The sequence below is a fragment of the Paenibacillus sp. NPDC055715 genome (assembly GCF_053617595.1).
Genome location: NZ_JBSHGA010000015.1, coordinates 36,035 through 62,803 on the forward strand (window position 1 = coordinate 36,035; position 26,769 = coordinate 62,803).

The following is a 26,769-nucleotide window of genomic DNA, read 5'->3' on the forward strand; positions in this document are numbered from 1 at the left end:
AATGAAACAACATCGCTATCTTCCCATGACTGAACAGGATCAAGCCGAAATGCTACACGTGGTCGGCGCATCGTCCATCGAAGATTTATTCAGCGATATTCCTGAGGCGATCCGGTATGAAGGGGAGCTTCCCCTTTCTTCTCGGCTAGACGAAAGAGCCTTAACCCGCCACTTATTCGGGCTGGCCGGGCAAAACGCCAATACTGACACGCACGCCAGCTTTCTCGGCGCAGGGATTTACGATCATCATATTCCATCCGTCATCCAGCATATCACTTCACGCTCAGAATTTTATACAGCCTACACCCCCTATCAGCCGGAGGTAAGTCAGGGCGAGCTGCAAGCCATCTTCGAATTTCAATCGTATATATGCGAATTAACAGGCATGGCTGTAGCCAATGCCAGCATGTATGATGGAGCGACTGCGCTGGCAGAAGCGGGCTCATTGGCCGCCGCTGCCACCCGCCGCAAGCAGCTCATCGTATCGCGGACCGTCCATCCGGAGTCACGTCAGGTGTTGGCTGCCTATGCACGCGGGCTGGATTTGGATATCGTGGAGATCGACTGTGCAGACGGCGTAACTGATGTGAAGGCGTTAACGGCAGCCGTATCGGATCAGACGGCGGCTGTTTTGGTCCAAAGCCCTAATTTTTTGGGGGCCGTGGAAAATCTGAAGCCGATCGCTGACCTGATCCATGCGCACAAGGGTCTTATGGTCGTCAGCGCCAATCCGCTGGCGTTGGGCTTGCTAGAAGCGCCAGGCAAGCAGGGCGCGGATATTGCCGTAGGAGACGCGCAGCCGCTTGGCATCCCCTCCTCCCTCGGCGGCCCGACCTGCGGTTACTTTGCCGTTTCTCAGGCGCATATGCGCCGTATCCCCGGACGCATTGTCGGCCAGACCACAGATCGCAACGGCAAACGTGGCTTCGTGCTGACCTTGCAGACACGGGAGCAGCATATCCGCCGAGAAAAGGCTACCTCTAACATATGCTCCAATCAGGCGTTGCTCGCTTTATCTGCCTCTGTGTATTTGTCCGTCATGGGTAGGCAGGGCATCGCGGAAGTAGCCGAGCTAAACTTGCACAAAAGCCGTTACGCATTGGAGCAATTACTGGGCTTGAAGGGCGTAACCGCCTCCTTTACCGCTCCCACCTTTAACGAGTTTGCTCTTCGGTTACCTGAGAATACCGATATGAATAAACTGCAAGCCGGATTGCTTGCTGCCGGATTTATCGGCGGCTACGATTTAGGGCGGGATTATGAGGAATATACAGGTCACATGCTGATTGCCGTGACAGAGCAACGAACAAAGGAAGAGATAGATCAATTCGTTCACACCTTGGGGGGATTGCTATGACACACACCACCGGACAAGATCAGGGTATACCGAATCCAGAAGTCGAATCCAATCAAAATCAGATGAAAGAGCAGGATCAGGCGCTCATTTTTGAATTGAGTAGACCGGGCCGGATCGCCTATTCCCTGCCCGAATGCGATGTTCCCCGCCGTCCGGTAGCAGAGCTTTTGCCGGATTATGCACAGCGTAGCGAGCCTGCAGCATTGCCCGAGGTATACGAAATAGACGTTATTCGACATTATACCGCCCTGTCACGACGCAATTTTGGCGTGGACAACGGATTTTATCCGCTCGGCTCCTGTACGATGAAATACAACCCCAAGGTGAACGAGGATGTCGCCCGTTATGCAGGCTTCGCCAAAATCCATCCGTACCAGCCGGAGGACAGCATCCAGGGAGCCATGGCACTGCTCCATACGCTTCAAAACGATCTGGCCGCGTTAACCGGCATGGAGGCCGTCACCCTTCAGCCCGCTGCGGGCGCCCATGGCGAATGGACCGGGCTGATGATGATCCGCTCCTACCACGAAGCACATGGTGAGCGACGTACCAAGGTGCTCGTGCCGGATTCCTCGCACGGAACGAACCCCGCCAGCGCCGCTGTGGCAGGCTTCGAAACGGTTACCCTCCCCTCCACACCACAGGGGCTGGTGGATCTGGACGCGCTGCGTCAAGCCGTAGGCAACGACACCGCTGCGCTTATGCTGACCAATCCGAACACGCTCGGGCTGTTCGAGAAGCAAATCGCTGACATTGCCGCGATTGTGCATGAAGCGGGTGGCCTGCTCTATTATGACGGTGCGAACTCCAACGCCATTATGGGGATCACCCGCCCCGGGGATATGGGTTTTGACGTGGTGCATCTCAATTTGCACAAAACGATGAGTACCCCACATGGCGGAGGTGGCCCCGGCTCGGGACCTGTGGGGGTAAAGCAGCGGCTCATTCCGTATTTGCCCAAGCCGCTTGTCGTGCGTGATCCACAAGGCACGTACCACTGGGACCGAGAACAGGGCGATTCCATCGGAAGGGTCAAAGCCTTTTACGGCAACTTCGGCATTCTCGTCCGTGCCTATGCCTATATCCGCAGCTATGGCCCTGACGGCTTGAAGCGGGTATCCGAATGCGCCGTACTTAATGCCAATTATATGATGCAACGGCTGGCTCCGCATTTTGACATCCCTTATTCTGGGTATTGCAAACATGAATTTGTGATGTCCGGGCGCGGCTTGAAGAAATTCGGAGTACGTACGCTTGATGTTGCCAAGCGATTGCTCGATTTTGGCTATCATCCGCCTACGATTTATTTCCCGCTGAATGTAGAGGAATGTATCATGATCGAGCCGACAGAAACGGAAAGCAAGGAGACGCTTGATGCCTTCATCGACACCATGATCCAAATTTCGCGGGAAGCAGAGGAAACCCCTGAATTGGTGCTAAATGCTCCATATACTACCCCAGTTACTCGACTGGACGAAGCAGCCGCAGCTCGCAAGCCCATACTGAACTGCTCATGCAGCTAAAAGTTAACTCCAACTCTGGACATACAAAAAGGCCGGTATCTGATGAGATACCGGCCGCTGTATATAAACAGCTATTTTTGTTGAAAAAAAATAATCTTTGAAATGTGATACCCTTCCTTAGCCCTCAATGCCTTGTACCAATTCAACAACCTGCTCGGCTGTTTGCATGTCCAAAGCTTTTGCAGCCAGTTTCTCCATGTCCGCGCGGGACAATTTCGAAATTTGACTGCGTGCTGGCAGAATGGAAGTAGCACTCATGCTGAACTCATCGAGTCCCAGACCCAGCAGCAATGGAATTGCTGTTGTGTCCCCTGCCATTTCGCCGCACATACCTACCCAACGTCCTTCACGGTGAGCGGCATCAATAACCATTTTCACCAGACGCAGAATGGATGGGTTATATGGTTGGTACAGGTAAGAAACCCGTTCGTTCATGCGATCCGCTGCCATGGTGTATTGGATCAGATCGTTCGTACCGATACTGAAGAAATCAACCTCTTTTGCGAATTGGTCAGCCAATACCGCTGTAGAGGGAATTTCTACCATGATGCCCAACTGAATTTCTTCAGATACGGCTACACCCTCGGCTACCAACTTTTCCTTTTCCTCCAGCAACACTGCTTTGGATTCACGGAATTCGTTCAGTGTAGCAATCATCGGGAACATGATCCGCAGGTTACCGTGTACACTTGCCCGCAGCAAAGCACGCAACTGAGTACGGAAAATATCCTGACGATCCAGACACAAACGAATAGCACGGAATCCGAGGAATGGGTTCATTTCCTTTGGCAGATCCAGATAAGGAAGCTCTTTGTCGCCACCGATATCCAACGTGCGGACTACAACCGGTTTGCCTTCCATTTTTTCCAGAACGGTTTTGTATGCTGTGTACTGTACTTCTTCGGATGGAAGCTTATCGCGTCCCATGTACAAGAATTCAGTACGATACAGGCCGACGCCCTCGCCACCGTTATCCAGAACGCCAGCTACATCGTTAGGTGTACCGATATTGGCGGCTAGTTCGACATGCACACCATCGACGGAAACTGTAGCTTCGCCGCGCAGCTTGCGCCACTCTTCGCGTTGCTTGTCGTATGCCACTTGTTTAGCACGATATTCCGCAACGATCTCTTCAGAAGGATTCACAAATACGTGACCATCCAGCCCGTCAACGATAATCAAATCCCCACTTTTAGCTTGGGACAATATATTTTTCGTTCCTACAACCGCAGGAATTTCAAGTGAACGAGCCATAATAGCCGAGTGCGAAGTACGTCCGCCGATGTTCGTTGCAAAACCTTTAACAAATTCGCGATTCAGCTGAGCTGTGTCGGAAGGTGTCAAATCTTCTGCAAGTACAATCGTTTCTTCGGCAATTTCTGCAGGACTGACAAAATGAACACCAAGCAGGTGATTCAGGATCCGCTTGGTTACATCACGCATGTCCGATGCGCGTTCTTGCAAATAAGCACTTTTCATGTTTTCGAACATGGAAATAAACTGTGTAGCTACTTCGTTCAGAGCATAGTCAGCATTAAGCTGCTCGTCTCTGATCTTAGCTTTAACCGGATCGATCAGTTCAGGATCATTCAGGATCAACAGATGAGAAGTAAAAATCTCTGCTTTTTTCTCGCCCAGCTCCTGTAAAGTTTTCTCCTTAATCGCTTCCAATTCGGTTTGAGATTTTACTAAAGCCGCATCCAATCTTGCAATTTCAGCTTCGGCATCACCAACCGCGCGTCTCTCTACAGCGTAATTCGGATGCTCCAAGATAAACGCCCGGGCAATAGCGATGCCTGCCGAAGCGGCAATCCCGGAAATTTTAAGCATGAACTTCGCCCAGCCCTTCGTTAACGATTACATTTTCAAGAGCTTTCAGAGCGTCAGCAGCTTCAGCGCCTTCACAGATGATGTTGAGAGTATCGCCTTGTTCCAGACCGAGAGACAATACACCGAGAATGGATTTCAAAGTTACTTTTTTACCGTTAGCTTCGGCAAAAGATTCAGCACCACTGAATTTGTTAGCTGTGTTTACCAGCGCAGTTGCAGGACGTGCATGGATACCGTCTTCATCAGTAATTCTAAAAGTTGTTTGCATAATTGTTTCTCCCACTTTCCTAATGGATAATATCTATTTACACGCAGTATACGTGTAGTGAAATCGGATTATGACCAAGCGACCTAAGCCGCCTGCTCAATAATCCGAAACACATAAAATTTATTTTATCGTAATTATACCATCTTCTCCAGCCTTCAATACTCCAGTTTTGTTTAAAGTTACCGAAGAACCTTCTGGAAGGTTGGTAAAAATGACTGGTGAGATGATGGATTTTGCGTTTGCCTTCAAGTATTCCAGGTCTACTTTCATAATCGGCTGACCGGCTGACACAAGATCGCCTTCGTTCACCAAAACGTCAAACCCTTGGCCTTTAAGCTTCACTGTGTTCACCCCGATATGAACAAGCACTTCTTTACCACCGTCAGATTGGATACCAATGGCATGCTTGCTCGGGAATACATTGAATACTTTACCATATACAGGTGACACAATCGTTCCATCATTTGGCACGACAGCAAAACCGTCTCCTGTCATACGTTCTGCAAATACCGGATCGGGAACAGTCGAAATATCAACCAATTCTCCGTTAACAGGCATCACGATATCTTCAACGATGATGGTCTGCTTTTCTTCACCAGCTTCCTTCTCTTCTTGCGGAGAAGGTTGAACCGGAGCCGGAGCAGGTGTGCGTCCCGCCATAATATCAGCCATTTGCGTTTTAATCGTGTCGGAACGTGTACCGAAAATAGCTTGTACGTTGTTGCCGACTTCGAGTACACCCGCTGCGCCAAGCTGTTTCAGACGAGCCTTGTCAACGCTGGACTTCTCGTTAACTTCAACACGAAGACGCGTGATACAAGCATCCAAATGCTTGATATTGGACGAGCCGCCGAAAGCTGCCAAAATATTGCCTGGAAGCTCGTCTGTGGTACCGACTGCGGCTCCTTCAACATCTTCTGTAGCTTCTTCACGCCCTGGTGTTTTCAGGTTAAACTTCCGTATGATGAATCGGAATCCGAAGTAGTAAATAACAGCCAAAATCAGACCGACAATGATAACGTACCACCAAGGCGTACGGTTCGGAATAATCCCGAAAATCAAGAAGTCGATAAATCCACCGGAAAAGGTCATACCGATTTTAACATTCAAAATTTGCATGGTCATAAACGATAGCCCTGCAAACACAGTATGCACCGCGAACAACAGTGGAGCTACGAACAGGAAGGAAAATTCCAGTGGCTCCGTAATCCCTGTCAAGAACGAGGTCAAAGCTGCTGAACCCATAATACCTGCTACATATTTTTTGTGTTCCGGTCTTGCTTCATGATACATCGCAAGCGCTGCTGCTGGCAAACCGAACATCATGAATGGGAATTTACCCACTTGGAACGTACTTGCAGTCAATGTAGCTCCATCGCGAAGCTGATTAAAGAAGATTTGCTGGTCACCATGAATTGTTTGACCTGACTTATTCACGTACTCGCCGAATTCAAACCAGAACGGTGAGTACCAGATATGATGCAAACCGAATGGAATAAGCGCACGTTCGATAACCCCAAAAATGAAAGCGGCCAGTGTCGGGTTGGAATCAACCATGAAGTGAGACACGACGTTCAGCCCAGATTGTACAGGAGGCCATACAATGACCAGCAATAGTCCAATCAACAACGAAGATACTGCTGTTACAATCGGAACGAAGCGCTTACCTGCGAAAAAGCCCAGGTATGAAGGAAGCTCAATTTTGAAAAAGCGATTGTACATGGACGCGGCCAGTATACCGATGATAATCCCGCCGAACACCCCAGTTTGCAGCGTTGGAATCCCCAACACGTTCGCATAGCCCGGTATTTTTTGAGCGATCAGACCCGGTGTAACACCCACAGCTGTACCCAATGTAATGTTCATGACGAGGTACCCGATGATCGCAGCCAAACCTGCTACACCTTCACCGCCTGCCAGACCGACGGCTACGCCGACTGCAAACAACAGTGCCAGATTATCAAAAACGATTTGTCCAGCATTCATCATGATCGTCGCTACCGATTGAACCCAGCCCGCATTTAATGCAGGAATGTACTGGAGAAAATCGGGATTGACCAGCATGTTGCCGATTCCCAATAAAAGTCCCGCAGCCGGCAAAATGGCTACAGGAAGCATTAAAGCTTTGCCCACACGCTGTAAAACGCTGAAAAGCTTTTTAAACATACGTTCCACTTCCTTCTCTAAAAATTAGAATACAGAGGCAAAACAATAAAAAAGGCACGAGCCGATTTAAGTATGTTTGAACACAACCTTGGGATATAGCTTACCCCCGGTAGGCTGTAAACAATCATAGCTTAAAACAACTCATGCCTGATCGAATCAGTAACACGTTAGATGTTTAATTATCGTCCTGCTCATTACTTAACTAAGTATAGCATCCCGCTAAAAGTGAGGCAATACTTTTTTCGATTCTAGCTGCTTTATCGTTGCTCTCCCTGCTCCTTGCGCTGGGATAGCCGCTGTAAATGCATCGTCAAATAGCTAACCTCAGCCGGATATACGGATTTGCGGAGCCTTTTCTCCATAACTTTCGTGAGCTTCCAGGCCAGCATATACATTTCCGGATACTCTTCATTCAAAAGTTTGTCCAATCGGGAAATCTCCTGCACAATCTCTCCCCGACGTACTCGTTCAATCGCAAACCTCAGATGGGTCAGCAGACGTGAGTAATCCAGGGATTGGAGTGGAATGCGATAGTCCAGCGTAGTCTCTACTACCTGCACCAGATCAGCAATCAATCGAGAATCCTTCCTGACCTCGGAAATATGCTGGTTCGTCATGGCGCTGTAAATATGCAAAGCCACGAATCCGATTTCATCTTCTCCCAGATCCACACCCATCTTGTCCTTGATCAAAGAGACTGCCTGTTCAGCCATCTTGTATTCCTGAGGGTAAATTTCTCTCGTTTCATACAAAAACGGATTATGGATCGTAATGCTCTGTTTCTGACGATTAATGGAAAAGGCGATGTGATCGGTTAAAGCAATCAATATGTGCTCATTCAAAGGCTTCTTCGCTTGAAGCTGAACAAGATGAAGTACCTCACCAATGACCTCAATGAGTTTTTCATCCAGCTCAGGAAGCAATCGTTTATATTGCTCCTGCTCCTCATGGCTTTTTAATATAAATAATTTTTCAACTGAATCCAACGGTATAAGATCGCCGTTTTTGCGATTGAAACCGATTCCTTTTCCAATCACAACAACCTCATCATGCTTGGGATGCATCCCGATAATCACATTGTTATTCAGCGCTTTCGCCACTTGTAAGCTGCTCACATCCGCACCTCTTTTTATCAGAACCTTTATTCTAAGAATTATAGCATGAAGCTCAGAGGAATCCACGTTAAAGTATCAAATATTCCCCCAAAGGTCAATAAAAAGAGAACGCTTTTCATCACAATAACCAGGAAAACCTGTGATGAAAAGCGTTCTTTCTGTTAAGGGGTATCTGCTCCTGAAAACCCTGCAGCTACTCTTTATCCCGCGGCGCGACCGGGGCATGAATGTGCAACTTATCCGTTTCAACGGAGGGCGGTACGGAATGAAGGCCCTTTTTCCCCGTGGTAAGCCCCTTAATTAACTGCTCCACATCAATACCGGACACACTCTTGAGCATCTCTGGAGCCGTAGCCATCAGCTCTGTGACATAATTGCTGACACGCGCCGCTCCTTCTCCCTTGCCTGTATCCACAACCGTTAATTTATCAATGGACGCAATCGGCTCGGCAATCCGTCCGGCCAGCTCAGGCAGCATTTTCACGATAATATCGAGTATGGCTGCCTCCCCAAACTTCTGGAACGCCTCCGCCAGCTTTTCCTTGGCCTCGGCTTCCGCCAAACCACGCAAACGGATGACGTCAGCATCCGCCGTACCTTTGGCGCGTTCCGCATCCGCTTCCGCTTGCCCATTCAGTCGTTTTTGTTCAGCTGACGCTTTAGCCTGTGTCTCAATCGAGTATTGCAGCGATTCCGCCTCACGCATTTTACGCGATTTATCCGCCTCCGCGGCTTGCTCTACCGCATACCGATCGGCTTCCGCCTTTTTCTTCACTTCCGCATCATATTGCTTTTCACGCACCTGAATTTCCTTGGTTTGAAGATCAATTTCCCGTTCCTTGCGTACCAGTTCGACCTTCATCTGTTCTTCGACGGCAGTCTGCTTGGCACGAGCCTCCTGAATGTAATAAGCCTGATCGGCTTCCGCCTTGGCTGTATCCTGCTCCTTCTTAAACGAAGCCACTTTCAGTTCCTTCTCCTTGGCTGCCTCGGCAATGTTTGTATCACGCAAAAGTTCAGCCTTCTGCCCTTCCTGTTCCGCACGCGCCTTTTGAATCCGGGCATCCCGTACCGCCTCAGCTTCGGCAATTTCTGCATCCCGTTTCACAGCGGCAATTCTCGGCTTCCCGAGCGCATCCAGATACCCGTGCTTATCACGCACATCTTTAATCGTGAAGGAGACGATTTGCAGACCCATCTTTTTCAGATCGCGAGCAGCCACGCCCTGTACCTCCTGCGCAAACCGATCTCGATTACGATATACTTCCTCCACCGTCATCGAGCCGAGGATTGCACGCAAATGGCCCTCCAGCACTTCCTGAGCTTCTCCCTTGAGGGCCTCCAGCGGCTTCCCGATGAACTGCTCCGCTGCTGTTGCTACATCCTCAATGGAGCTGCCGACCTTGATGATCGCCACACCGTCCGCAATCACGGGAACTCCTTGCTCCGTATACACTTCCGGTGTTGTTACATCCAGTTTGTGGGACAATAAAGAAATAAATTCGGACTGCTGAAAAATAGGCCATATAAAGGCACCCCCGCCGCGCACAATTTTGATTTTACGACCGGAATCATCCTCGGAAATATTTTTATTTCCCAAAAATGTACCCGTCACGATCATTCCTTCATCCGGTCCTACCGTTTTGTAACGGGCCCAAAAAGCGATCCCTAATATGACGATAACGATGACGACAATCCCTGGGACCAACACAATATCCTGCAAACTTGACACTCCCGTTCACGCTCCCTTCAAGTTAAGCGAATGCGCCGTCTACGTATCCAGATACGCTACGCGAACGACACCCTCTGCGACCTCAACCACGACGATACGGGTTCCCGCAGCCAGCGGTTTGTGATCAAAGCTCGATGCTGTATGTATGGTGTTGCCTGCACCCAAGCGGATCATAACCTCCCCGTAACCAACCTTAGGTATCGGAACGGTGACCTCACCGATTCTTCCGGTCAGCTCACGCATTGAGAAGCCGCTGGACACCTCCGAGTTCGCCATGGGCTTGATAAACGCAAAAAATACGAGCACTCCGATCACAAATGCAATCGCAAAGGCAAACACAACGACCCAGCCCATGCTCAGCCCGGTATATTTCGTCAGCAACACACCAGCCCCACCAAAAGCGGTCATCGCTCCAAGTAAAACGACGGGTCTGAACCAATCAAGGCCCGGCAGCTCCAATCCAGCCAGCCAGCCACCAAGTACATCCCCGATCAGTACACTGACCACAGTAAAGATAGCGCCCCCTACCAATAACCACCAAAATATAGTTTCCATGCGGCTCCTCCTTCCATGTACCTTTTCAGTCTGGTTTTCAGCCTATAACTATGTTTACGTATTCAACCTTAAAAAGTTTCAAAATTTTCCTCTTAAATTCCAAATCGAACCCAAAAAAGCACGTCCATACGTCTAATGACGTACAAACGCGCTTACAATTATCTAAAAGCTGAATTACAGCGATGCTTTGTAAATTTCCACTACATCTTCGCGATTCAGCTTGTTAAAGCCACCAAAAGAACCGAATTTCACAGCTTTATCAGCCATAACGTCGATTTTGGAATCGTCAATGTCGTAATCAGCCAGACGGCTTGGCGCACCAATCGAGTTCCAGAAATCACGCAATGCCTGAATACCTTCCAGCGCTACTTCTTCATCACTCTTGCCTTCCGGGTTCACATGGAACACATTCACTGCCAGTTGCTTGAAGCGTTCAGGCTTCACATGCAGATTGTGTCTCATCCAGTTTGGGAACAAAATCGCCAGTCCTCCACCATGTGGAATATCATAAACAGCAGATACAGCATGCTCAATATTATGAGTTGCCCAGTCACCTGTCAGCCCCATGTTCAGGAAGCCGTTCAGCGCCATCGTACCACAGTACATCATCGTTTCACGCAGCTCGTAGTTTTCCAGATCGTTGACCAGGCCCGGAGCCGCATCAATAACTGTACGCAAAATCGTTTCACACCAGCCAAGCTGAACCGGAGTGTTAGATTCCAAATGGAAGTAATGCTCCAGCGTATGTGACATCATATCCACGATTCCGTACACCGTTTGATTTTGTGGCAGAGAATACGTATTCACCGGATCAAGAATGGAAAACGCAGGAAACGCAAATACGCTGCCCCAGCCCAGTTTTTCCTGTGTTTCTTCGTTCGTAATGACAGAACCTGCGTTCATTTCGGAGCCAGTAGCTGCCATCGTCAGAACTGTACCTAAAGGCAATGCTGCCTGTGGAGCCGCTTTACGCTCTGCAAAATCCCACATGTCGCCATCATATTTCGCCCCGACAGCAATCGCTTTGGAGCAATCCAGCACACTACCGCCGCCAACAGCCAGTACGAGGTCGATTTGATGTGTTTTACACAATTCCACGCCTTTATGTACGGTAGACAAGCGAGGATTTGGTTCTACACCAGCCAGTTCCGTTACCTCTGAGCCAATCTCTTTAAGCAGACTTATTACATTATCATACAAGCCGCTGCGCTTAATGCTGCCGCCGCCATATACAAGCAATACACGTTTACCGTATTTAGGAACTTCACGCTTGAGAGCCTCTAATTGCCCTTTACCGAAGATCAATTGAGTAGGATTATAAAATTCGAATGCTTTCATCGCAAACGTTCGCCTCCAATGTTTTTCAAAGTTTAATGTTAAGAAACTACTCTATTATAACCTTCTTAGTTACAGTAAACAAATTTGCTTCTTTTTCAGAAAAAAAAACCATGTTCCTTAAGGAGCATGGTTCCATGTCATATCTTGGGAGGGTTCTCGCACAGTATTATGCACTGCCTGCATTTATTTTATTCCACCGATAAAATAATGCGGAAACGCTTTCGTAAACACCAACAACCGCCTCAGTGTATCCTTCGTAAGCTTCATTGGCACATGATCGTGATGGAACACGATGCAATGCTCGTTGTAGTGCACATAGGGCGAATATTGGAGGAACCACGGTTCCTCGTTCAACTCCACCGGAATGATGCGCAGGTTTTGGCGGGACGGATGATCACCCTTCCGGCATACCCAACGTTTTCACGGCTGCTCTAGCAGCAGATTACGGCTGTAATCTGTGTCTTGCGGACCGATTAATCCCCGGTTTTGTGCGAATGCAACCAACTGCTCAATCGCATACAGAGCGGTTTGCTGTACAGTTTCGTCGATGACATGGGCCGCATACCGAGAATGTTCCCGGCCCTGGCCTCTATCTACGGATTGACTCTCGTTCGTCATGTCATCGTCTCCCGTCTATTCGTCGCCGTAGCCCTGAGGGTGCGACTGATGCCAGCCCCAAGCTCCGCTGATAATGTCCTCCAGTTGGGTACGCGCCGGACTCCAGCCCAGCACTGAACGTGCCTTGTCAGAAGAGGCAACCAATACTGCCGGATCACCCGCGCGCCGTGGCTCTGTAACGACCGGAATGTCGAGTCCAGTGACCTTGCGTGCCGTCTCGATAACTTCCTTCACCGAGAAGCCCTGTCCGTTGCCCAAATTAAACACGTTGCTGTCATGGCCTTCGCGCAAATAATTCACCGCACGCACATGGGCATCGGCCAGATCGTTCACATGAATGTAATCCCGAATGCACGTTCCGTCAGGTGTAGCATAGTCCTCACCAAACACTGCGATGTGCGGTCGCTGTTTCAGTGCTGTCTGGAGTACCAGCGGAATCAGATGACTTTCCGGACGATGATCCTCACCGATTTTGCCGTTCTCATGCGCACCAGCCGCATTAAAGTACCGCAAGGACACATATTTGATGCCCAATACTTTATCAAACCACGACATCATGCGCTCCATCATCAGCTTCGTTTCACCATATACATTCGTTGGCTCCGTACGGTCTCCCTCTTCAATCGGCATCTTTTCCGGTTCGCCATAGATAGCCGCCGTGGAGGAAAATACGATCCTGCCCACACCAGCATCCTTCATGGCCTCCAGCAAGCTCAACGCGCCGAATACGTTGTTGTCATAATATTTACCCGGATTTTGCATACTTTCCCCGACCAGCGAGCTGGCTGCAAAATGGATAACCGCGTCGATACTATTTTCGGAAAACAGTCTGGACAGCAATTCTTTATCTCTCAGATCACCTTCGTACAGCTTGCCTCCGAGCAGTGCCGCCTTGTGCCCAGTCTGCAAATTGTCCAGCACCACAACCTCTTCTCCCCGATCCAACAGTTCTGCTACGGTATGTGAACCGATATATCCGGCTCCGCCTGTTACTAAAATGGCCATGTTATTCGTCCTCCTTCTGTTCCTTAACTCCATCTCCCGCCTTACATACATAAAATCTGGCTTCCAGCCCTGTCCGGATCTGATAAGCTTCGCCGACTTCCTTCACAAACCGTTCCACATCGCCCTCATGAACCAGTGAAACCGTACAACCCCCAAATCCGGCTCCCGTCATACGCGAGCCCAGCGTGCCGGGACTACGTCTTGCTTCTTCCACCATCATACCCAGCTTCGTACAGCTGACCTCATACAGATCGCGTAGCGAATCATGTGAAGCGTTCATCAACTGTCCGAAGGCTTCAAGATCATTCGCCGCAAGGGCATCGACAGAAGCCAGCACATGAGCGTTTTCCTCCACCACATGCTGTGCCCGTCGGCGTACCGTTTCATCCGCAATATAATGCTGGAGCGCACCGAAGCGGGCTTCATCCAACTGAGCGAGATATTCCAGCGATGGCTCCTGCTGCTGCAATATCGACAACGCCTCGACGCATTGGCTACGGCGCTCGTTATAGGCTGAGTCTACCAGCCCACGACGTTTGTTCGTATTGCCGATGACCAGCTTATAAACGCCCGTACGGCAAGGCACCTTGCGGTACTCCAGCGTATCGCACATCAGCAGAATCGCATGGTCAGCCGCACCGTTCGCTACAGCGAACTGATCCATAATACCGCAATTGACGTCAACATAGTTGTTCTCCGCCTACTGGCACAACAGCGCAATGGCAACCGTATCTGTTGCCTGCTTTTCGGCAGTGAGCAGCGCGTAACCCGTTACGACCTCAATGGAGAAAATGTTGCACAGCCCGCATCCTCCAACGGATTTCCATAACAACAACATCATGGCGCTTTGATCCGTCCGTTGACAAGAAAACGATTACAAACCCAATTGATTGCCGAGTTCTCCCATAACCTTGCCGATGGGGTCGGTAATTAGGAGATTCGCCTTGTGATCATACGAGGTAGGGTCTGTATTGAGCAGCACCGTATGTTTACCGTGAAAATACGTAATCAGCCCTGCCGCAGGATGCACCGTCAGCGAGGTTCCTCCAATTAACAGCAGATCGGCCTGCGAGATAGCCTGAATGGACCGGACAAGCGTATCCTGATCCAGCTCTTCCTCGTATAAAACGACATCCGGTTTGATAATTCCCCCGTCTACCGGACATTTGGGCACTACCTCGGAGCTGTCCATCACTTCGTTCAGACTGTAAAAGCGCCCGCACTCCATACAATGGTTGCGGTGCACCGAGCCGTGAAGCTCAAGCACATTCACACTGCCTGCGGCCTGATGCAAACCGTCAATGTTTTGCGTCACGACTGCTTTGAGACGGCCTTGCTGTTCCAGTGACGCAAGGAAACGATGGCAGCCGTTCGGCTCTGCATCCGGATGCAGCATTTTGCTACGGTAGAAGCCGAAGAACACTTCAGGATGCTCCTCAAAAAAAGAACGGCTAAGCATAATTTCCGGGGAATAAGGCAATTTTTCCTCACTCTGATACAGACCCGCCGCCGAACGAAAATCCGGGATACCGCTCTCCGTCGACGTACCCGCCCCACCGAAAAAAACAATATTTTGTGATTGCTGTATCCAATCAGCCAACGTTTTTACTTTGTCCATGTTTCACGCACCTCCAGCTCTTCATATCGGCGGACGACGATGTCGGCATCCAGTAAATGACCGGAACGTTCCGGCTCTGGCGCAAATCCGATGGCCAGCCTCACCCCGGCACGCTTGCCCATCTGCATATCCCCGTTGCTGTCTCCGATGACAACTACATCTGCTGGCGACAGTCCCAGCAAGGAGCAAGCTTTTTCAGCCATTTCCGGGTCCGGCTTACCGTATGTAACCCTGTCGTGTCCGATGACCTCGTCAAAACATGACGTCAGCCCCATCCACTCCAGATGCTCCTGCGCGGCCTCTGTACTGTCAGAGGTCACGACTGCCAGCTTCAATCCGGCACGGCGGCTTTGCTCCAATAACGTCCGCAAACCCGGAAACACCTTCGCCGCTCGATGTCGCCGCACATCAGCCATCGCCGTTTGGTTAAAATCCCGAACCAGCCTCACCGCTTCATTCCACGGTACACCGGCAGTATAAAGCTGCCAAGCCAGTACGCCCGTACTTTCATCCACTGTCCCCATCGCCAGCGGACCGGAAGGATCATAACCGATCACGCGCCCCTCAGGGTCGTGGATTGTACCCAGAATACTGCCTTTTTTCACCGTAAAGTCTGTATCTGCCACGGCAAGATGCTGTTCCATCATATCCAGTATAGAACGGGCCCAGGGACCCCACAACTGAATAAAATCCAGCAGCGTGCCATCCTTGTCCAATAAAATGCCACGGCATGGAAATCGCTGTCCCTGCACGACTAACTCAGACATGCAGCCCGCCTCCTCATTACTGTTTTTTTGGAGCTGAAGCTACACTCTCTTTCATCCAATCCTGCAAAGCTGAAACCGTCTGATTGCATTGCTCGGCTGGGCTAATTTTCGCTGGGTTATCGCCCTTTTGGGCTCCGTAACTGCCGAATTGGGCATGATTGCCGCCCTCAACTGTAAAATACAGCGTATTGGCTGGTAGATAAGCTCTTCCACTCTGAACACTATCCATTTTAATAACTCCATCATCACTGCCAAGCAGGGAAATGACCGGCAGGTTTTTATCCTTCAAATTTCCTTTACTGTCCGGGTAGGAAGCAAGGAAAAATACGCCCTTGACCTGATCGGGATGTGCAGCTGCATAGCGAGCAGCCATAACACCGCCTAACGAATGGCCTCCGATCACAAAAGTTTCTTTCGGATATGCCTTCAACACCTCACCCGCCAAATCCGGGGAAGTCAATGCAAGGTTCAGCGGCATTTTTGCAATGACCACATGATGCCCCTTTTCAGCCAGACGGCGGGCCAAAGGAGCGTAACTTTCGGGCTTCACCAACGCACCCGGGTACAAAATAACTCCGGCACCGTTTCTTTTTGCAGGCTCAAAACCAACCCAATGCTCTTGTTCATTCACCTTCACAGCATCGGCTGCTTCTGCTAATGCAGCAGTAGCCGTGCTGTCAGGCTGATAGGGCGTAAATATCTTCCATGCTCCCCAACCTGCGATCAGCACAATGACAATCAGGACGCTCAGAAGGATCTTCCATATTTTCCGGGGACCGCGTGTCCCATATGAGCTGTATGATCTTCTCGTTCTTCTTCTCATTTTAAATGTTCCTTTCGTATTTCGTACCTCATGTTTCATGATTTGTGTATGAAATTTTTTGCTGTGCAAATCAGCTTATCTATAGCCTTGTTAGGGTACCATCGTTACGCACACAGGGTCAAATAAGAAGACATTTCCAGACAATAGTCCGGTCTTTTCCCCCTGTTCAAGCTTCCGCCACATAATAGGGATATGATAGCGCTTACAGATGTGAATAAAATCACAATGTTAAGGTTCAGAGTATCGTACCTTGTTCCTTGTAAGGATTACTTTGCACAGAGTCTACTCGGCTGAGAGCCGTTCGGAGGGAATTACATGACGACAAGCCATGACATACAAGGAGAAAGCTTCTTTCTCAATTTGCGCTTTATGCTGATCATATGCGTATTTGCAGGCAATGCTCTGCAGCCTTTGGTTGGCTCGCTTCACATCGCCCAACAATGGTTTAGCTGGATATTCATGTTTCATATACCATTGTTCGTGCTCGTTACAGGCTACTTTGCCAAATCATCATTAGCGGGGCTCACAGGCCGGAAAGTCTTACTTCAGATCGGTATGCAATATCTTATTTTCCAGTCACTCTATTCGATATTGGATGCTGCACTCTTCCATGTTCCCGATATTCATCATTCTTTTTTCGCACCTTATCTACTGCTCTGGTTCCTCGCCAGCCATATCTGCTGGAGACTGCTGATGCTTGCTTTCCAGGGAATGCCGCCTGTTGTCCAATTAGGTATATCCGTGCTGCTAGGTATCCTTGTCGGGTATCTCCCGGTGGATGGCATCTGGCTCAGCGTATGCAGAACCTTTGTTTATTTGCCCTTTTTTGTAGCAGGGTATCATCTGCATTATACAGATGTTCGACGCTTCTTCACGACTCCAGTCCGTGTAATCTTAGGCGGTGTATCCCTTCTGCTTATGGTACTGGCGGGAACGTCGTACTACGGCATTCCGGCTGGCTGGCTGTATGGCAGCATGACTTATGGCGAGCTGGGCCATACCGAATGGTATGCAGGGATTTACCGCATTGGCATCTACGGAGTACAATTACTAGCGTCTATCGCGTTTCTGAGCTTTGTTCCAGCCGTCACTGGACTTATAACTAAAATGGGGCGGCGGACATTATACGTCTTTTTACTTCATGGTTTGATTGTCCGCACCGCTGTTGCCAAGGGGATTTACGATTATATAGACACTCCGGTAGAAGTGATGCTGATTGTAGCGTGTGCTGCGGGTCTGTGCTGCCTGCTGACTCTGCATTGGGTGCGGAATGCAACACATCCTTTAATTGAGCCGCGGGTCGACTGGATGCTCAAGCCGTCTCCTTATCTTTTTAAACGATCCGCATAAAAACACCCTTCATTACTATAAAAGCAAGCTCAAGCCCATCCCGCTTTATTGCAGAGTGGGCTTTTTCATATTTTGCCGACATCATAAAAATTCAATCGATTACTTCCTATCATCAGGATTTTGCAAAATTCGATTCCAGCCGCTCCAAGGTGCAATATATAGACGAACAAAACCATTTCGATCTATATATTGTCGATTACAGGTCGCTTCTTGGATTTTTGCAAAATCCTCATATATGTAGAAATATGTACACATGTATGATAGACTCTTTAGAAAACATCTGCGCTAATTCGGCGTCTTCAAACGTCATACTATTTTTGAACTATGGGGGGAAACCAGCATCATGACAGCTAAGACGAAAATGCGTTCCGATATGATTAAAAAGGGCTTTGACCGCGCTCCTCACCGCAGCTTGCTGCGCGCAGCGGGCGTTAAAGAAGAAGATTTTGACAAACCGTTTATCGCGGTGTGTAACTCTTATATCGACATCGTACCGGGTCACGTCCATTTGCAGGAATTCGGCAAAATTGTCAAGCAAGCCATTCGTGAAGCAGGCGGCGTACCTTTCGAGTTTAACACCATCGGTGTAGATGACGGCATTGCCATGGGACACATTGGTATGCGTTATTCTCTGCCGAGCCGTGAAATTATTGCCGACTCCCTGGAAACTGTCGTTTCCGCTCACTGGTTTGACGGCATGGTCTGCATTCCAAACTGTGATAAAATCACACCCGGCATGATGATGGGCGCATTGCGCGTGAACATTCCGACTATTTTCGTCAGCGGCGGCCCCATGAAAGCTGGTAAAGACAAGAACGGACGCTCCATCTCCCTGACCTCCGTCTTCGAAGGCGTAGGTGCATATCAGGCTGGTAAAATCGACGATCAAAGCCTGCTGGAATTAGAACAATACGGCTGTCCCACTTGCGGCTCTTGCTCAGGTATGTTCACAGCGAACTCCATGAACTGTCTCGCAGAAGCGATGGGTCTGGCTATGCCTGGTAACGGCACCATTCTCGCGGTAGCGGAAGAACGTAAAGAATTCGTCAAACAATCTGCACGTCAATTGATGGAATTGATCAAGCTGGACCTGAAACCACGTGATATCGTGACTAAAGAAGCTATTGATAACGCATTTGCGCTGGATATGGCAATGGGCGGTTCCACCAATACGGTATTGCACACATTGGCACTGGCTCATGAAGCTGAAGTAGACTACCCTATCGAACGGATTAATGAAGTGGCGAACCGCGTGCCTCATTTGTCCAAATTGGCACCTGCTTCCGACTATCATATCGAGGATGTTCATAATGCAGGCGGCGTAAGCGCAGTGCTGAATGAACTGCTGAAGAGGCCGGGCGCGCTGCATGGTGACTGTATTACTGTAACCGGAAAAACGATCCGTGAAAACGTAGAGGGTCAGGAAATTCTGGATACCAATGTTATCCACAAGCTGGACAACCCTTATTCCGAGCGCGGTGGTTTGGCAGTATTGTTCGGTAACCTGGCACCGCAAGGCTCCATCATTAAAGTCGGTGCAGTTGATCCGTCTGTTGGTGGTTATCACAAAGGCCCTGCCATCTGCTTTGATTCACAGGAAGATGCGCTGGCTGGCATCGCTAACGGTAAAATTGCCGAAGGCCACGTTGTTGTTATCCGTTATGAAGGTCCTAAAGGCGGACCGGGTATGCCTGAAATGCTTGCTCCAACTTCGCAAATCGTCGGTATGGGACTTGGTGCCAAGGTCGGCCTGATTACAGACGGACGCTTCTCAGGCGCATCCCGTGGTATTTCTATCGGTCACATTTCTCCCGAAGCAGCAGAAGGCGGCCCTATCGCTTTTGTTGAGGACGGCGATATCATCGAGCTGGATCTGAACAATCGTACGATTGAGCTGCAAATTAGTGACGAAGAATTTGAACGTCGTCGCGCAAACTGGAAAGGCTTCGAACCGAAGGTTAAAACAGGTTACCTGGCACGTTACTCCAAGCTGGTGACCAATGCAAGCAACGGTGGTATTATGAAAATCTAATCCTTATCATGATATAAAAAAGAATAAACAAAAGCCTCCTGAACATCCTGATCACAGGGGTTGGGAGGCTTTTTTTGGCGTTAATTCAACTACTCGATCCCGGATCCGCTACTTGCGAGGCTGTAACTGTTTCCTGAATAGGGTTAGCTTCCTTACTCACTCCACTGTGGAGAATATGAGCAGCGTCCCGTGGATCTGTTTTGCTTTGGCCTTGATCCGTATGGTATGATTCCCCCAGCCAGAAGCGATCAAACAGAGTATCAATCGGCATCACAATCATCTTCGGCACCATCACGTCCCTTTTTTCATTCAACTGCTCTGGGCTGGAAGGATGGATAACACTAAATAACAGCTTTAAATATAAGGTTGACACTATTCTGAACAGTCCCTTGGGAAGCTCTTGTATCTGAAAACCCAGTTTCTCCGGTCCCCGGTTAATCATACTCACTGCATAGACGGCCTTAATGCCATTCATTTTGGGGTCATCTGCAATTCGGTAGGCGAGATCAGGAAGTTGTCGTTTTACAATCCGAATCAGCTGAATAGCCAAATGCACCATAGACTTGGCGGTTGTGCCTAACTGAAACAACATTTTATTATCAAAATGCAGTTCGACGATGGCGTCCCCTTTTTCCAGCCACCTGCCGTTCTCCATGTTCACATTGGGTCCATGATAGGTACTCCGACGGTAGTAAAAGATCGTGTCCTCCTTACACAACGGACGTAGACGAAACAGGGCGTGAAATAGCCGCTCATATAGCAACCATCCGAATACTAACGTTCTTTTAAACCAATCCGTACTGGATATTTCAGTCGTAGCAGGTCTGCTGGCAGACTGACGACAAAATAAGGTATCGACACGTACGCTGCGCAGCTTCCGTTCATGGGCAACCACTAACAACTTCTCCAGCGCAATCAGCATGTTTTGCGGAGCGCCTGCGTCTGCCCCCAATGTCGTACCACAATCATGGAGTAGCATCACCTCGCCACCCCTCAGCTTTTTGATCATCCGCTCAGTCAACTGTGTTGCTCCGATTTTTGCCTTCCAGTCCCCGAACATGGAGGACCATAATACGATTCGGCGACCATTCGAGTTGGAAATATCAAAGAAATTCACAATTCCCCACGGTGGGCGGTAAAAGGTCGTTCCTTCCCCGGTTACCCGGCGAATAATAGCCTCTGTCCGGGCAATTTGCCTTTTGACCGTGGCAGGCCGCATAAGCCAATTCGATTTGTGCACATAATTATGAATACCGATCAAATGACCTTCGTCATGCATGCGTTTCAAAAGCTCCAGGTGTTTTTCCGCATGTATGCCTACGACAAAAAAAGTAGCCTTGGCATCAAAACGCTTCAGCAAATCAAGCAATTGCGGTGTATACACTGGATCAGGACCATCATCGAAGGTGAGCGCATACTCTTGCTCACTCTTGCCCCGCCGGAACACTCGGAATCCAAACATTCGACTGACCAGCGCCGGAATAAAAGCATAAAAGGTTGAAATGTAAAACAACCATAATAGCAAAGTCTGCACGTTTTATCCCCACTTTTCTATTTCTGGACTACCAAGCAGGCTTCCTGAGGAAAACTGACTTACTTATATGTTATCACAAAGACATAAGCGTGCCGAGATTTTGCTGCGGGTTCTGATTTTGCATTTTAGCACTGTGTAAGCAGCATAGACATCCAATTTAGTGTACAATAGGTGAAAATCTTAAAGGAGTCGTTGTATACATATGCTACCATTGTACAAAAAATATTGGCGAACCGTTTTTGATATCGGCCTGATTGTATTAACCGTGTATTTAATTATGTTCGTTTCCAGTAAGCTGTACCAGCTCGCGGCCCCTGTGTTCCTGTCGTTCGTTGTGTTTTGGTGCATCGAGCCTGTGGCCCGTTATTTCAACCGCAAAGGTATGAAGAAGCCCTTCGCTTCCGCGCTCTCCGTTTTGCTGTTTATCATCCTTTTACTCGCTATTTTTTTTGGACTGGGTCTGATTCTGGTTACGCAATTTACGAAAGTGGCGCAAAATCTCCCACAGTATACCCAGATTATCCAAACGGAATTCACACGGTATCTTCATCTTTCCCAAGATAAAATTGCCGCTTTGCCGCCGGGGATTACCGAACGTGTTAACGAATATTTTGAAACAGCGACCGCCATTGCCACCAAATGGGCACAGTTGGGGCTATCCTTTTTCATACAGTTTCTCAGCTCCTTCACTGTCTTTATGGGCAACTTTGCAGTTGCCATTATTTTAGCTTTCTTTTTAAGTATGGAGATCAATCTCTGGAAGAACATTGCTCGCAGTAAAACACCCAAGACGCTTAAAACCGCTTATCTTTTTCTGAAAAATCATGTCCTCAAAGCAATTTCAGCCTTTCTGAGGGCGCAAGCTGTGCTAGTAGGAATCACCTTTGTTCTCATATTTATAGGTTTACTCATTTTACAGGTGGATAATGCCCTGTCGTTGGCTCTTGTGGCGGCTTTGTTCGATATTTTGCCCCTGCTGGGTGTACCTGTTATTTTTATTCCGTGGGCAGTCTATTTGTTCATCACGGGCAACACCGACCTGGCAGTAGGGCTACTCATTGTCATGGCTGTTACGGTAATCGTCCGCCAGCTCGCAGAGCCTAAAATTACCGGTAATTCCATCGGCGTTTCATCCGCTTATCTGATGCTTTCCTTTGCCATCATCTCGTTGTCGATCTTCGGATTGGCCGGGTTGATTCTGTCTCCAATCCTGATCATTTTGCTGAAGGAATTATGGCAGCAAGGCTATTTGCAGCAGTGGATTCGATTTCCGACAGAAGAATTCGAGGAGCCTCCCTTTATCGTCAACATTCAGGAGGAAGATCGTGTAGCTCCTCGTGGAACCGAGGAAAATTGAGCCAACAGGTCCATCACCTGACCGAACAGTGCTGTTGCCTGATTTGCAGAATGCTGTGGCGCATTTTGTACCAGAACGGCAACGGCATAACGAGGATGTTCCATCGGACCATAGCCGATAAACCATTGGTGATTCACGGGTTGACCATCCTTTAGAGCCTGAGCTGTACCCGATTTTCCAGCCAGATGCCACAACTTGCCACGCAAGGATGCACCTGTGCCGTGGGCTACGACCTTTTCCATCGCTTTGCGAAGCGTACGAGCTGTGGAAGCATGAATCGGACGGCTCCCTTCGGGTGATGGAGAAGCGTGAGCTGGCAGGTCAAGCAATGTGCCTCCGTCTGCGTAGCCGATGTGCTTCACCAACCGTGGAGCATGTACCTGACCATCATGCAGCAATGTCACGATAAGATTGGCGGCTTGGAGGGGCGTGACCAGCACGTCTCGCTGGCCGATAGCTGTCTGGACACGCACACCCGGATCAGCCGCATGCGTATGGGAGCCGAAAACGGCTCCCTTTTCTTCGTGATCCAACGGACTGAACTGCGACATGCCTGCAAGATTCCGCTCCTGCCAACCTACGGTTCGGCTCAACCCGAGCGCAGAGGCTGTCGCCTGAATTTGGGCAGGGCTAAGCCGTTCACCCAGATGAGCGAACACGATATTACAGGATACGGCGATCCCTTCCTCCAGGTTCAGAGCGCCGTGTCCTTCTTTTTTCCAGCATGCCAAACCATACTTCCCATAGGTCCCATGACAATGGAATTGCTCCTTCGGTTGGACTGCCCCCGATTCAAGCGCAGCAGCAGCCGTAACAAGCTTAAAAATGGAGCCGGGCGTCACCGCCTTGAGGGCACGATTAGACCAACCTGTTGTCTGTTGCGGATCGACGCGACCAGGGTTATAAAAAGGACGAGACACCATCGCCAGTACATCGGCATTCCCTGCATCCAGCACAACCATCGCCCCTTCTTCCAGATGATTGGTTTCCGTCAACTTTTCAAGCTGCTGCTGTAATGGAAGGTCAATGGTCGTCTGAACCTGTAGAGGGTAGTGATCATTGGATGGCGCACTGACCCGTAACGGCACATGAGCGAGCGGACGGCGCTGCGCATCCACAAACCGGGAAACGAACGTTTCCCCTACACCGCTCAGCAGCGGCTCCAGTGTTCTTTCCAGCCCGGCTGCCCCAGTCGGCAGTTGACCCGGTTGGTCTGGTCGCTCATACAAGAAGCCAAGCCACTGCTTGCCATTGGGTAAATTTTTGTAGCGTGTCGAATACGGTACAAGCTCTACCAGCGAAGGCGCGAGGCTAAGCAGTTTACCCGCTTCATCCGGCTTGATTTGCAGGGGCTCTCCACGCCCGTCTCGCCATAACAACGGAGATTGCAGCGCCTTCCATCGAGCCAGCAGCTCTCTCCTGTTTGTCCGTAGCAGCTTAGCAAGTTGTTCTCCGTGCAGGGCTATTTTACCGTCCACATCAGGAAAAAGCACTGGCGTCCATACCACGCCCCCAGTTAACGAACGTCCGTACCGATCCGTAAATTGTCCCCGCCCCGAGTCGATTGCAATTCCCTCCTGCCGCTGGCGTACAGACATTTCCTTGAGCGAATGCCCACCGTAAGCAGACATATGGATACCAGCCGTCCCCTGTATCCAGGCCAGCCGCAATAGCAAAAGGAGTAACAATACCGTAATGCCCAAAGCCATATATGCAATTCGACGTTTTCGAATGAAACTGCTGCCGCGCCTCGGCACACGCATCCTTCTTTCATCTTTTTTCCAGTAGTATGTCCTGTAATTATTTTTTCCAATCTGTATGCTATATGGCATGTCAATTGTTAATAAGGAAAACTACCCATGGCTCGATTCCCCTTTGATGTGTAGTACACTTCAGCATATATAGAGGATTACTCAAGGACAGGGCATTCAGGCAAACAAATAAGGCTCTACCAGTACGATGCAGTAGAGCCCACAATGTTATAAGAGAAATGTTTTCAAGATGATCACTAGCAAAATAAACAGTGTCAGGATAGCGGCTATTGATGTCCACACTCCTCCGTAGCCTCTTTCCATTTCTCCCATAAGAACGCCTCCTTTGTTCTAGCGTACTGTATAGGCTATGCAAGGTATTGGCTAAGGAAAGGGCTTCTGGGTAAACAATAAATTCATATAAACACGATAATCCTGCCAGCTGATTCCCGATATTCGCCTGCTCGATGCTGAGAGAGGCGACTTCCTGCGAAGTGGCGGAGGACTGTTCAGCTACCGCGCTCACATGGGTCATCGCCTCTGACAAGGTCGCCTGCGATTCACTCAGCTCCTGAATGGATGAGGTAACCGTGCCCAATCAAAGCGCGAATTCACCCATTTGCTGCTATACTGATTGGAAAATGTCCGTCGTCTCCTCGTTTTATCCGAGACTTAAGACTTAATTACTTCTTTTTACGCATCATGTCAAAATAAGATACAGGCTGACCTACCTTCATTTTGATCCGTTGAAGCGGATGGCGGGCAGCATCCAGTTCGTTGCCTTCTTCATCCCAGATTGTTCCAACCGTTTGTTTAAAGAACGTTCCGTTCGGACCAAAAAATTCAATTTCATGTCCCGGTTTAAAATGGTTACGCTGTTGAATGGTAGCTATACCGCTCGCCGCATCGTAGTCCATAACCAGTCCGGCAAAATCATAAGGCACAGCCTTTTCTTCCGGTTCATAAATATGATCTTCGTGATCCGGTGTATCGTAGAAAAATCCAGTGTTCAGCGGACGATTAGCCGCCTTGTTTATTTCATCAATCCATTCCGGTTTGAGCACATAATTTTCAGGATCAGCCATATACGAGTCAATCGCTTGTCGATAGACATTTACAACCGTAGCCACATAATGAATGGACTTCATACGTCCCTCTATTTTGAAGCTGTCCACACCGACATCAATCAGATCAGGAATATTTTCAATCATGCACAGATCCTTAGAGCCCATAGAAAAGGCATTATCATTTTCCTCAAACCATGGAATCTGATTAACACCAAGCTGGAATTGCTTCAGCACATTGCTATCCTGCGCCTCTTCCTCTGATATCCAAACCTCGTCTTGACGAGCATCCTCAAACAGATCATATTTCCAGCGGCAGGACTGACAGCAGCCTCCACGATTGGAATCTCGGTCCGTAAAGTGATTAGACAGCACGCAGCGACCGGAAAATGAAGAACACATCGCACCATGGACAAAGGCTTCGATTTCGATGTCCACATGCTTTTTAATCTCCTCAATTTCCTCCAAGCTGGTCTCACGGCCCAGTACCACACGCGGTAGTCCTTCATTCTTCCAGAACTTTACCGCCTGCCAGTTCAGCGTCGATTGCTGGGTGCTCAAATGCACTTCCAGCTCTGGCACCGTGCGCAATGCCACAGATACAATCGCCGGATCAGCGACGATTACAGCATGAATACCCGCCTTGTACAAATTACGCAGGTATTCTTCAATCCCCGCAATATCCTCATTGTGCGCATAAATATTGGTAGCAACCATAACTTTGGCACCATATTTTTTCGCAAACTCTACGCCTTCCCGCATTTCCTCAAAGCTGAAATTATCGGCATTGGAGCGCAGACCGTATTTTTGTCCACCAATATACACGGCATCCGCGCCATAGTGAATAGCAAACTTTAGCTTTTCCAGATTTCCGGCAGGAGCCAGCAGCTCTGGCTTATCCAGACGATTCCGCTTGCCCGTATATTTTCTCGTTTTGGTCATCGTTCCCATGACGTTCCCCCCTCT

The 26,769-nt window shown here is 49.1% G+C and carries 19 protein-coding genes and 3 pseudogenes; 5 read left to right on the plus strand and 17 right to left on the minus strand.

Features of this window, described 5'->3' with window-relative positions; translation table 11 throughout:
- Position 1 precedes the first annotated feature (1 nt).
- Complete coding sequence (gene gcvPA / locus ACWGOO_RS19340; RefSeq protein WP_452486080.1) at positions 2-1,357, plus strand: aminomethyl-transferring glycine dehydrogenase subunit GcvPA; 1,356 nt, start codon at positions 2-4, stop codon at positions 1,355-1,357.
- Positions 1,354-2,880, plus strand: coding sequence for an aminomethyl-transferring glycine dehydrogenase subunit GcvPB (gene gcvPB, locus ACWGOO_RS19345; protein ID WP_452486081.1), 1,527 nt, complete (start codon positions 1,354-1,356; stop codon positions 2,878-2,880). Before gcvPA ends, gcvPB begins: the two co-directional genes overlap by 4 nt.
- 117 nt (positions 2,881-2,997) lie before the next feature.
- Here the strand turns inward: gcvPB and ptsP are convergent, their stop codons facing one another.
- The 13 genes and pseudogenes from ptsP to ACWGOO_RS19410 form a co-directional block, all read right to left on the minus strand.
- A complete protein-coding gene (gene ptsP, locus ACWGOO_RS19350) occupies positions 2,998-4,710 on the minus strand; it encodes a phosphoenolpyruvate--protein phosphotransferase (protein WP_452486083.1) in 1,713 nt (570 codons plus the stop codon).
- On the minus strand, positions 4,703-4,978 hold the full coding sequence (locus ACWGOO_RS19355; protein WP_430037565.1) for an HPr family phosphocarrier protein: 276 nt from the start codon (positions 4,976-4,978) through the stop codon (positions 4,703-4,705). The genes ptsP and ACWGOO_RS19355 overlap by 8 nt, the downstream gene beginning before the upstream one ends.
- Positions 4,979-5,098: 120 nt before the next feature.
- Positions 5,099-7,144, minus strand: coding sequence for a glucose-specific PTS transporter subunit IIBC (gene ptsG, locus ACWGOO_RS19360; protein ID WP_452486085.1), 2,046 nt, complete (start codon positions 7,142-7,144; stop codon positions 5,099-5,101).
- 257 nt (positions 7,145-7,401) lie between these two features.
- Positions 7,402-8,259, minus strand: coding sequence for a glucose PTS transporter transcription antiterminator GlcT (gene glcT / locus ACWGOO_RS19365; RefSeq protein WP_452486087.1), 858 nt, complete (start codon positions 8,257-8,259; stop codon positions 7,402-7,404).
- 193 nt (positions 8,260-8,452) lie between these two features.
- The gene (locus tag ACWGOO_RS19370) at positions 8,453-9,982 is read right to left on the minus strand and encodes an SPFH domain-containing protein (protein ID WP_452486133.1); all 1,530 of its coding nucleotides are present in this window, start codon (positions 9,980-9,982) and stop codon (positions 8,453-8,455) included.
- Between the two features lie 48 nt (positions 9,983-10,030).
- Positions 10,031-10,546 (minus strand): protease, encoded by a 516-nt coding sequence (locus ACWGOO_RS19375; RefSeq protein ID WP_452486089.1) that lies wholly within the window; start codon positions 10,544-10,546, stop codon positions 10,031-10,033.
- 174 nt (positions 10,547-10,720) lie between these two features.
- On the minus strand, positions 10,721-11,884 hold the full coding sequence (locus tag ACWGOO_RS19380) for an iron-containing alcohol dehydrogenase (protein ID WP_452486091.1): 1,164 nt from the start codon (positions 11,882-11,884) through the stop codon (positions 10,721-10,723).
- Positions 11,885-12,079: 195 nt separating this feature from the next.
- Positions 12,080-12,502 (minus strand): annotated as a pseudogene (locus ACWGOO_RS19385) (hypothetical protein); the annotation flags it as partial.
- A 15-nt stretch (positions 12,503-12,517) separates the two neighbouring features.
- Positions 12,518-13,507, minus strand: coding sequence for a UDP-glucose 4-epimerase GalE (gene galE, locus ACWGOO_RS19390; RefSeq protein ID WP_452486092.1), 990 nt, complete (start codon positions 13,505-13,507; stop codon positions 12,518-12,520).
- Between the two features lies 1 nt (position 13,508).
- Positions 13,509-14,303, minus strand: a pseudogene (gene galK, locus ACWGOO_RS19395) (galactokinase); the annotation flags it as partial.
- Between the two features lie 78 nt (positions 14,304-14,381).
- Complete coding sequence (locus ACWGOO_RS19400) at positions 14,382-15,125, minus strand: NAD-dependent protein deacylase (protein WP_452486094.1); 744 nt, start codon at positions 15,123-15,125, stop codon at positions 14,382-14,384.
- Entirely contained in the window at positions 15,113-15,892 is a 780-nt protein-coding gene (locus ACWGOO_RS19405) for an HAD family hydrolase (protein ID WP_452486096.1), read from the minus strand. The genes ACWGOO_RS19400 and ACWGOO_RS19405 overlap by 13 nt, the downstream gene beginning before the upstream one ends.
- Positions 15,893-15,908: 16 nt before the next feature.
- Positions 15,909-16,715, minus strand: a complete 807-nt coding sequence (locus ACWGOO_RS19410) for an alpha/beta fold hydrolase (protein ID WP_452486098.1) — start codon at positions 16,713-16,715, stop codon at positions 15,909-15,911.
- Between the two features lie 315 nt (positions 16,716-17,030).
- Between ACWGOO_RS19410 and ACWGOO_RS19415 the strand changes: the two genes are divergently transcribed.
- Together ACWGOO_RS19415 and ilvD are read left to right on the plus strand one after the other, a co-directional pair.
- Positions 17,031-18,065 carry an acyltransferase family protein gene (locus ACWGOO_RS19415; RefSeq protein ID WP_452486100.1) on the plus strand — a complete coding sequence of 345 codons (1,035 nt, stop codon included), beginning with the start codon at positions 17,031-17,033 and terminating at the stop codon, positions 18,063-18,065.
- 343 nt (positions 18,066-18,408) lie between these two features.
- Positions 18,409-20,097, plus strand: a complete 1,689-nt coding sequence (gene ilvD, locus ACWGOO_RS19420) for a dihydroxy-acid dehydratase (RefSeq protein ID WP_452486102.1) — start codon at positions 18,409-18,411, stop codon at positions 20,095-20,097.
- An 85-nt stretch (positions 20,098-20,182) separates the two neighbouring features.
- On the opposite strand, the gene ACWGOO_RS19425 is transcribed toward ilvD, so the two are convergent.
- Positions 20,183-21,631: a polysaccharide deacetylase family protein gene (locus ACWGOO_RS19425; protein ID WP_452486103.1), complete on the minus strand. Its 1,449-nt coding sequence runs from the start codon at positions 21,629-21,631 to the stop codon at positions 20,183-20,185.
- Positions 21,632-21,833: 202 nt separating this feature from the next.
- Here ACWGOO_RS19425 and ACWGOO_RS19430 point away from each other — a divergent pair, with 202 nt between their 5' ends.
- Positions 21,834-22,988, plus strand: a complete 1,155-nt coding sequence (locus tag ACWGOO_RS19430; RefSeq protein ID WP_452486105.1) for an AI-2E family transporter — start codon at positions 21,834-21,836, stop codon at positions 22,986-22,988.
- On the opposite strand, the gene ACWGOO_RS19435 is transcribed toward ACWGOO_RS19430, so the two are convergent.
- The 3 genes and pseudogenes from ACWGOO_RS19435 to ACWGOO_RS19445 all read right to left on the minus strand — a co-directional run bounded on the left by ACWGOO_RS19435 (position 22,943) and on the right by ACWGOO_RS19445 (position 26,754).
- Positions 22,943-24,751: a peptidoglycan D,D-transpeptidase FtsI family protein gene (locus ACWGOO_RS19435; RefSeq protein ID WP_452486107.1), complete on the minus strand. Its 1,809-nt coding sequence runs from the start codon at positions 24,749-24,751 to the stop codon at positions 22,943-22,945. The genes ACWGOO_RS19430 and ACWGOO_RS19435 overlap by 46 nt on opposite strands.
- Positions 24,752-25,166: 415 nt before the next feature.
- Positions 25,167-25,397 (minus strand): annotated as a pseudogene (locus ACWGOO_RS19440) (methyl-accepting chemotaxis protein); the annotation flags it as partial.
- Between the two features lie 25 nt (positions 25,398-25,422).
- A complete protein-coding gene (locus ACWGOO_RS19445) occupies positions 25,423-26,754 on the minus strand; it encodes a peptidase U32 family protein (RefSeq protein WP_452486109.1) in 1,332 nt (443 codons plus the stop codon).
- Between the last annotated feature and the right edge of the window lie 15 nt (positions 26,755-26,769).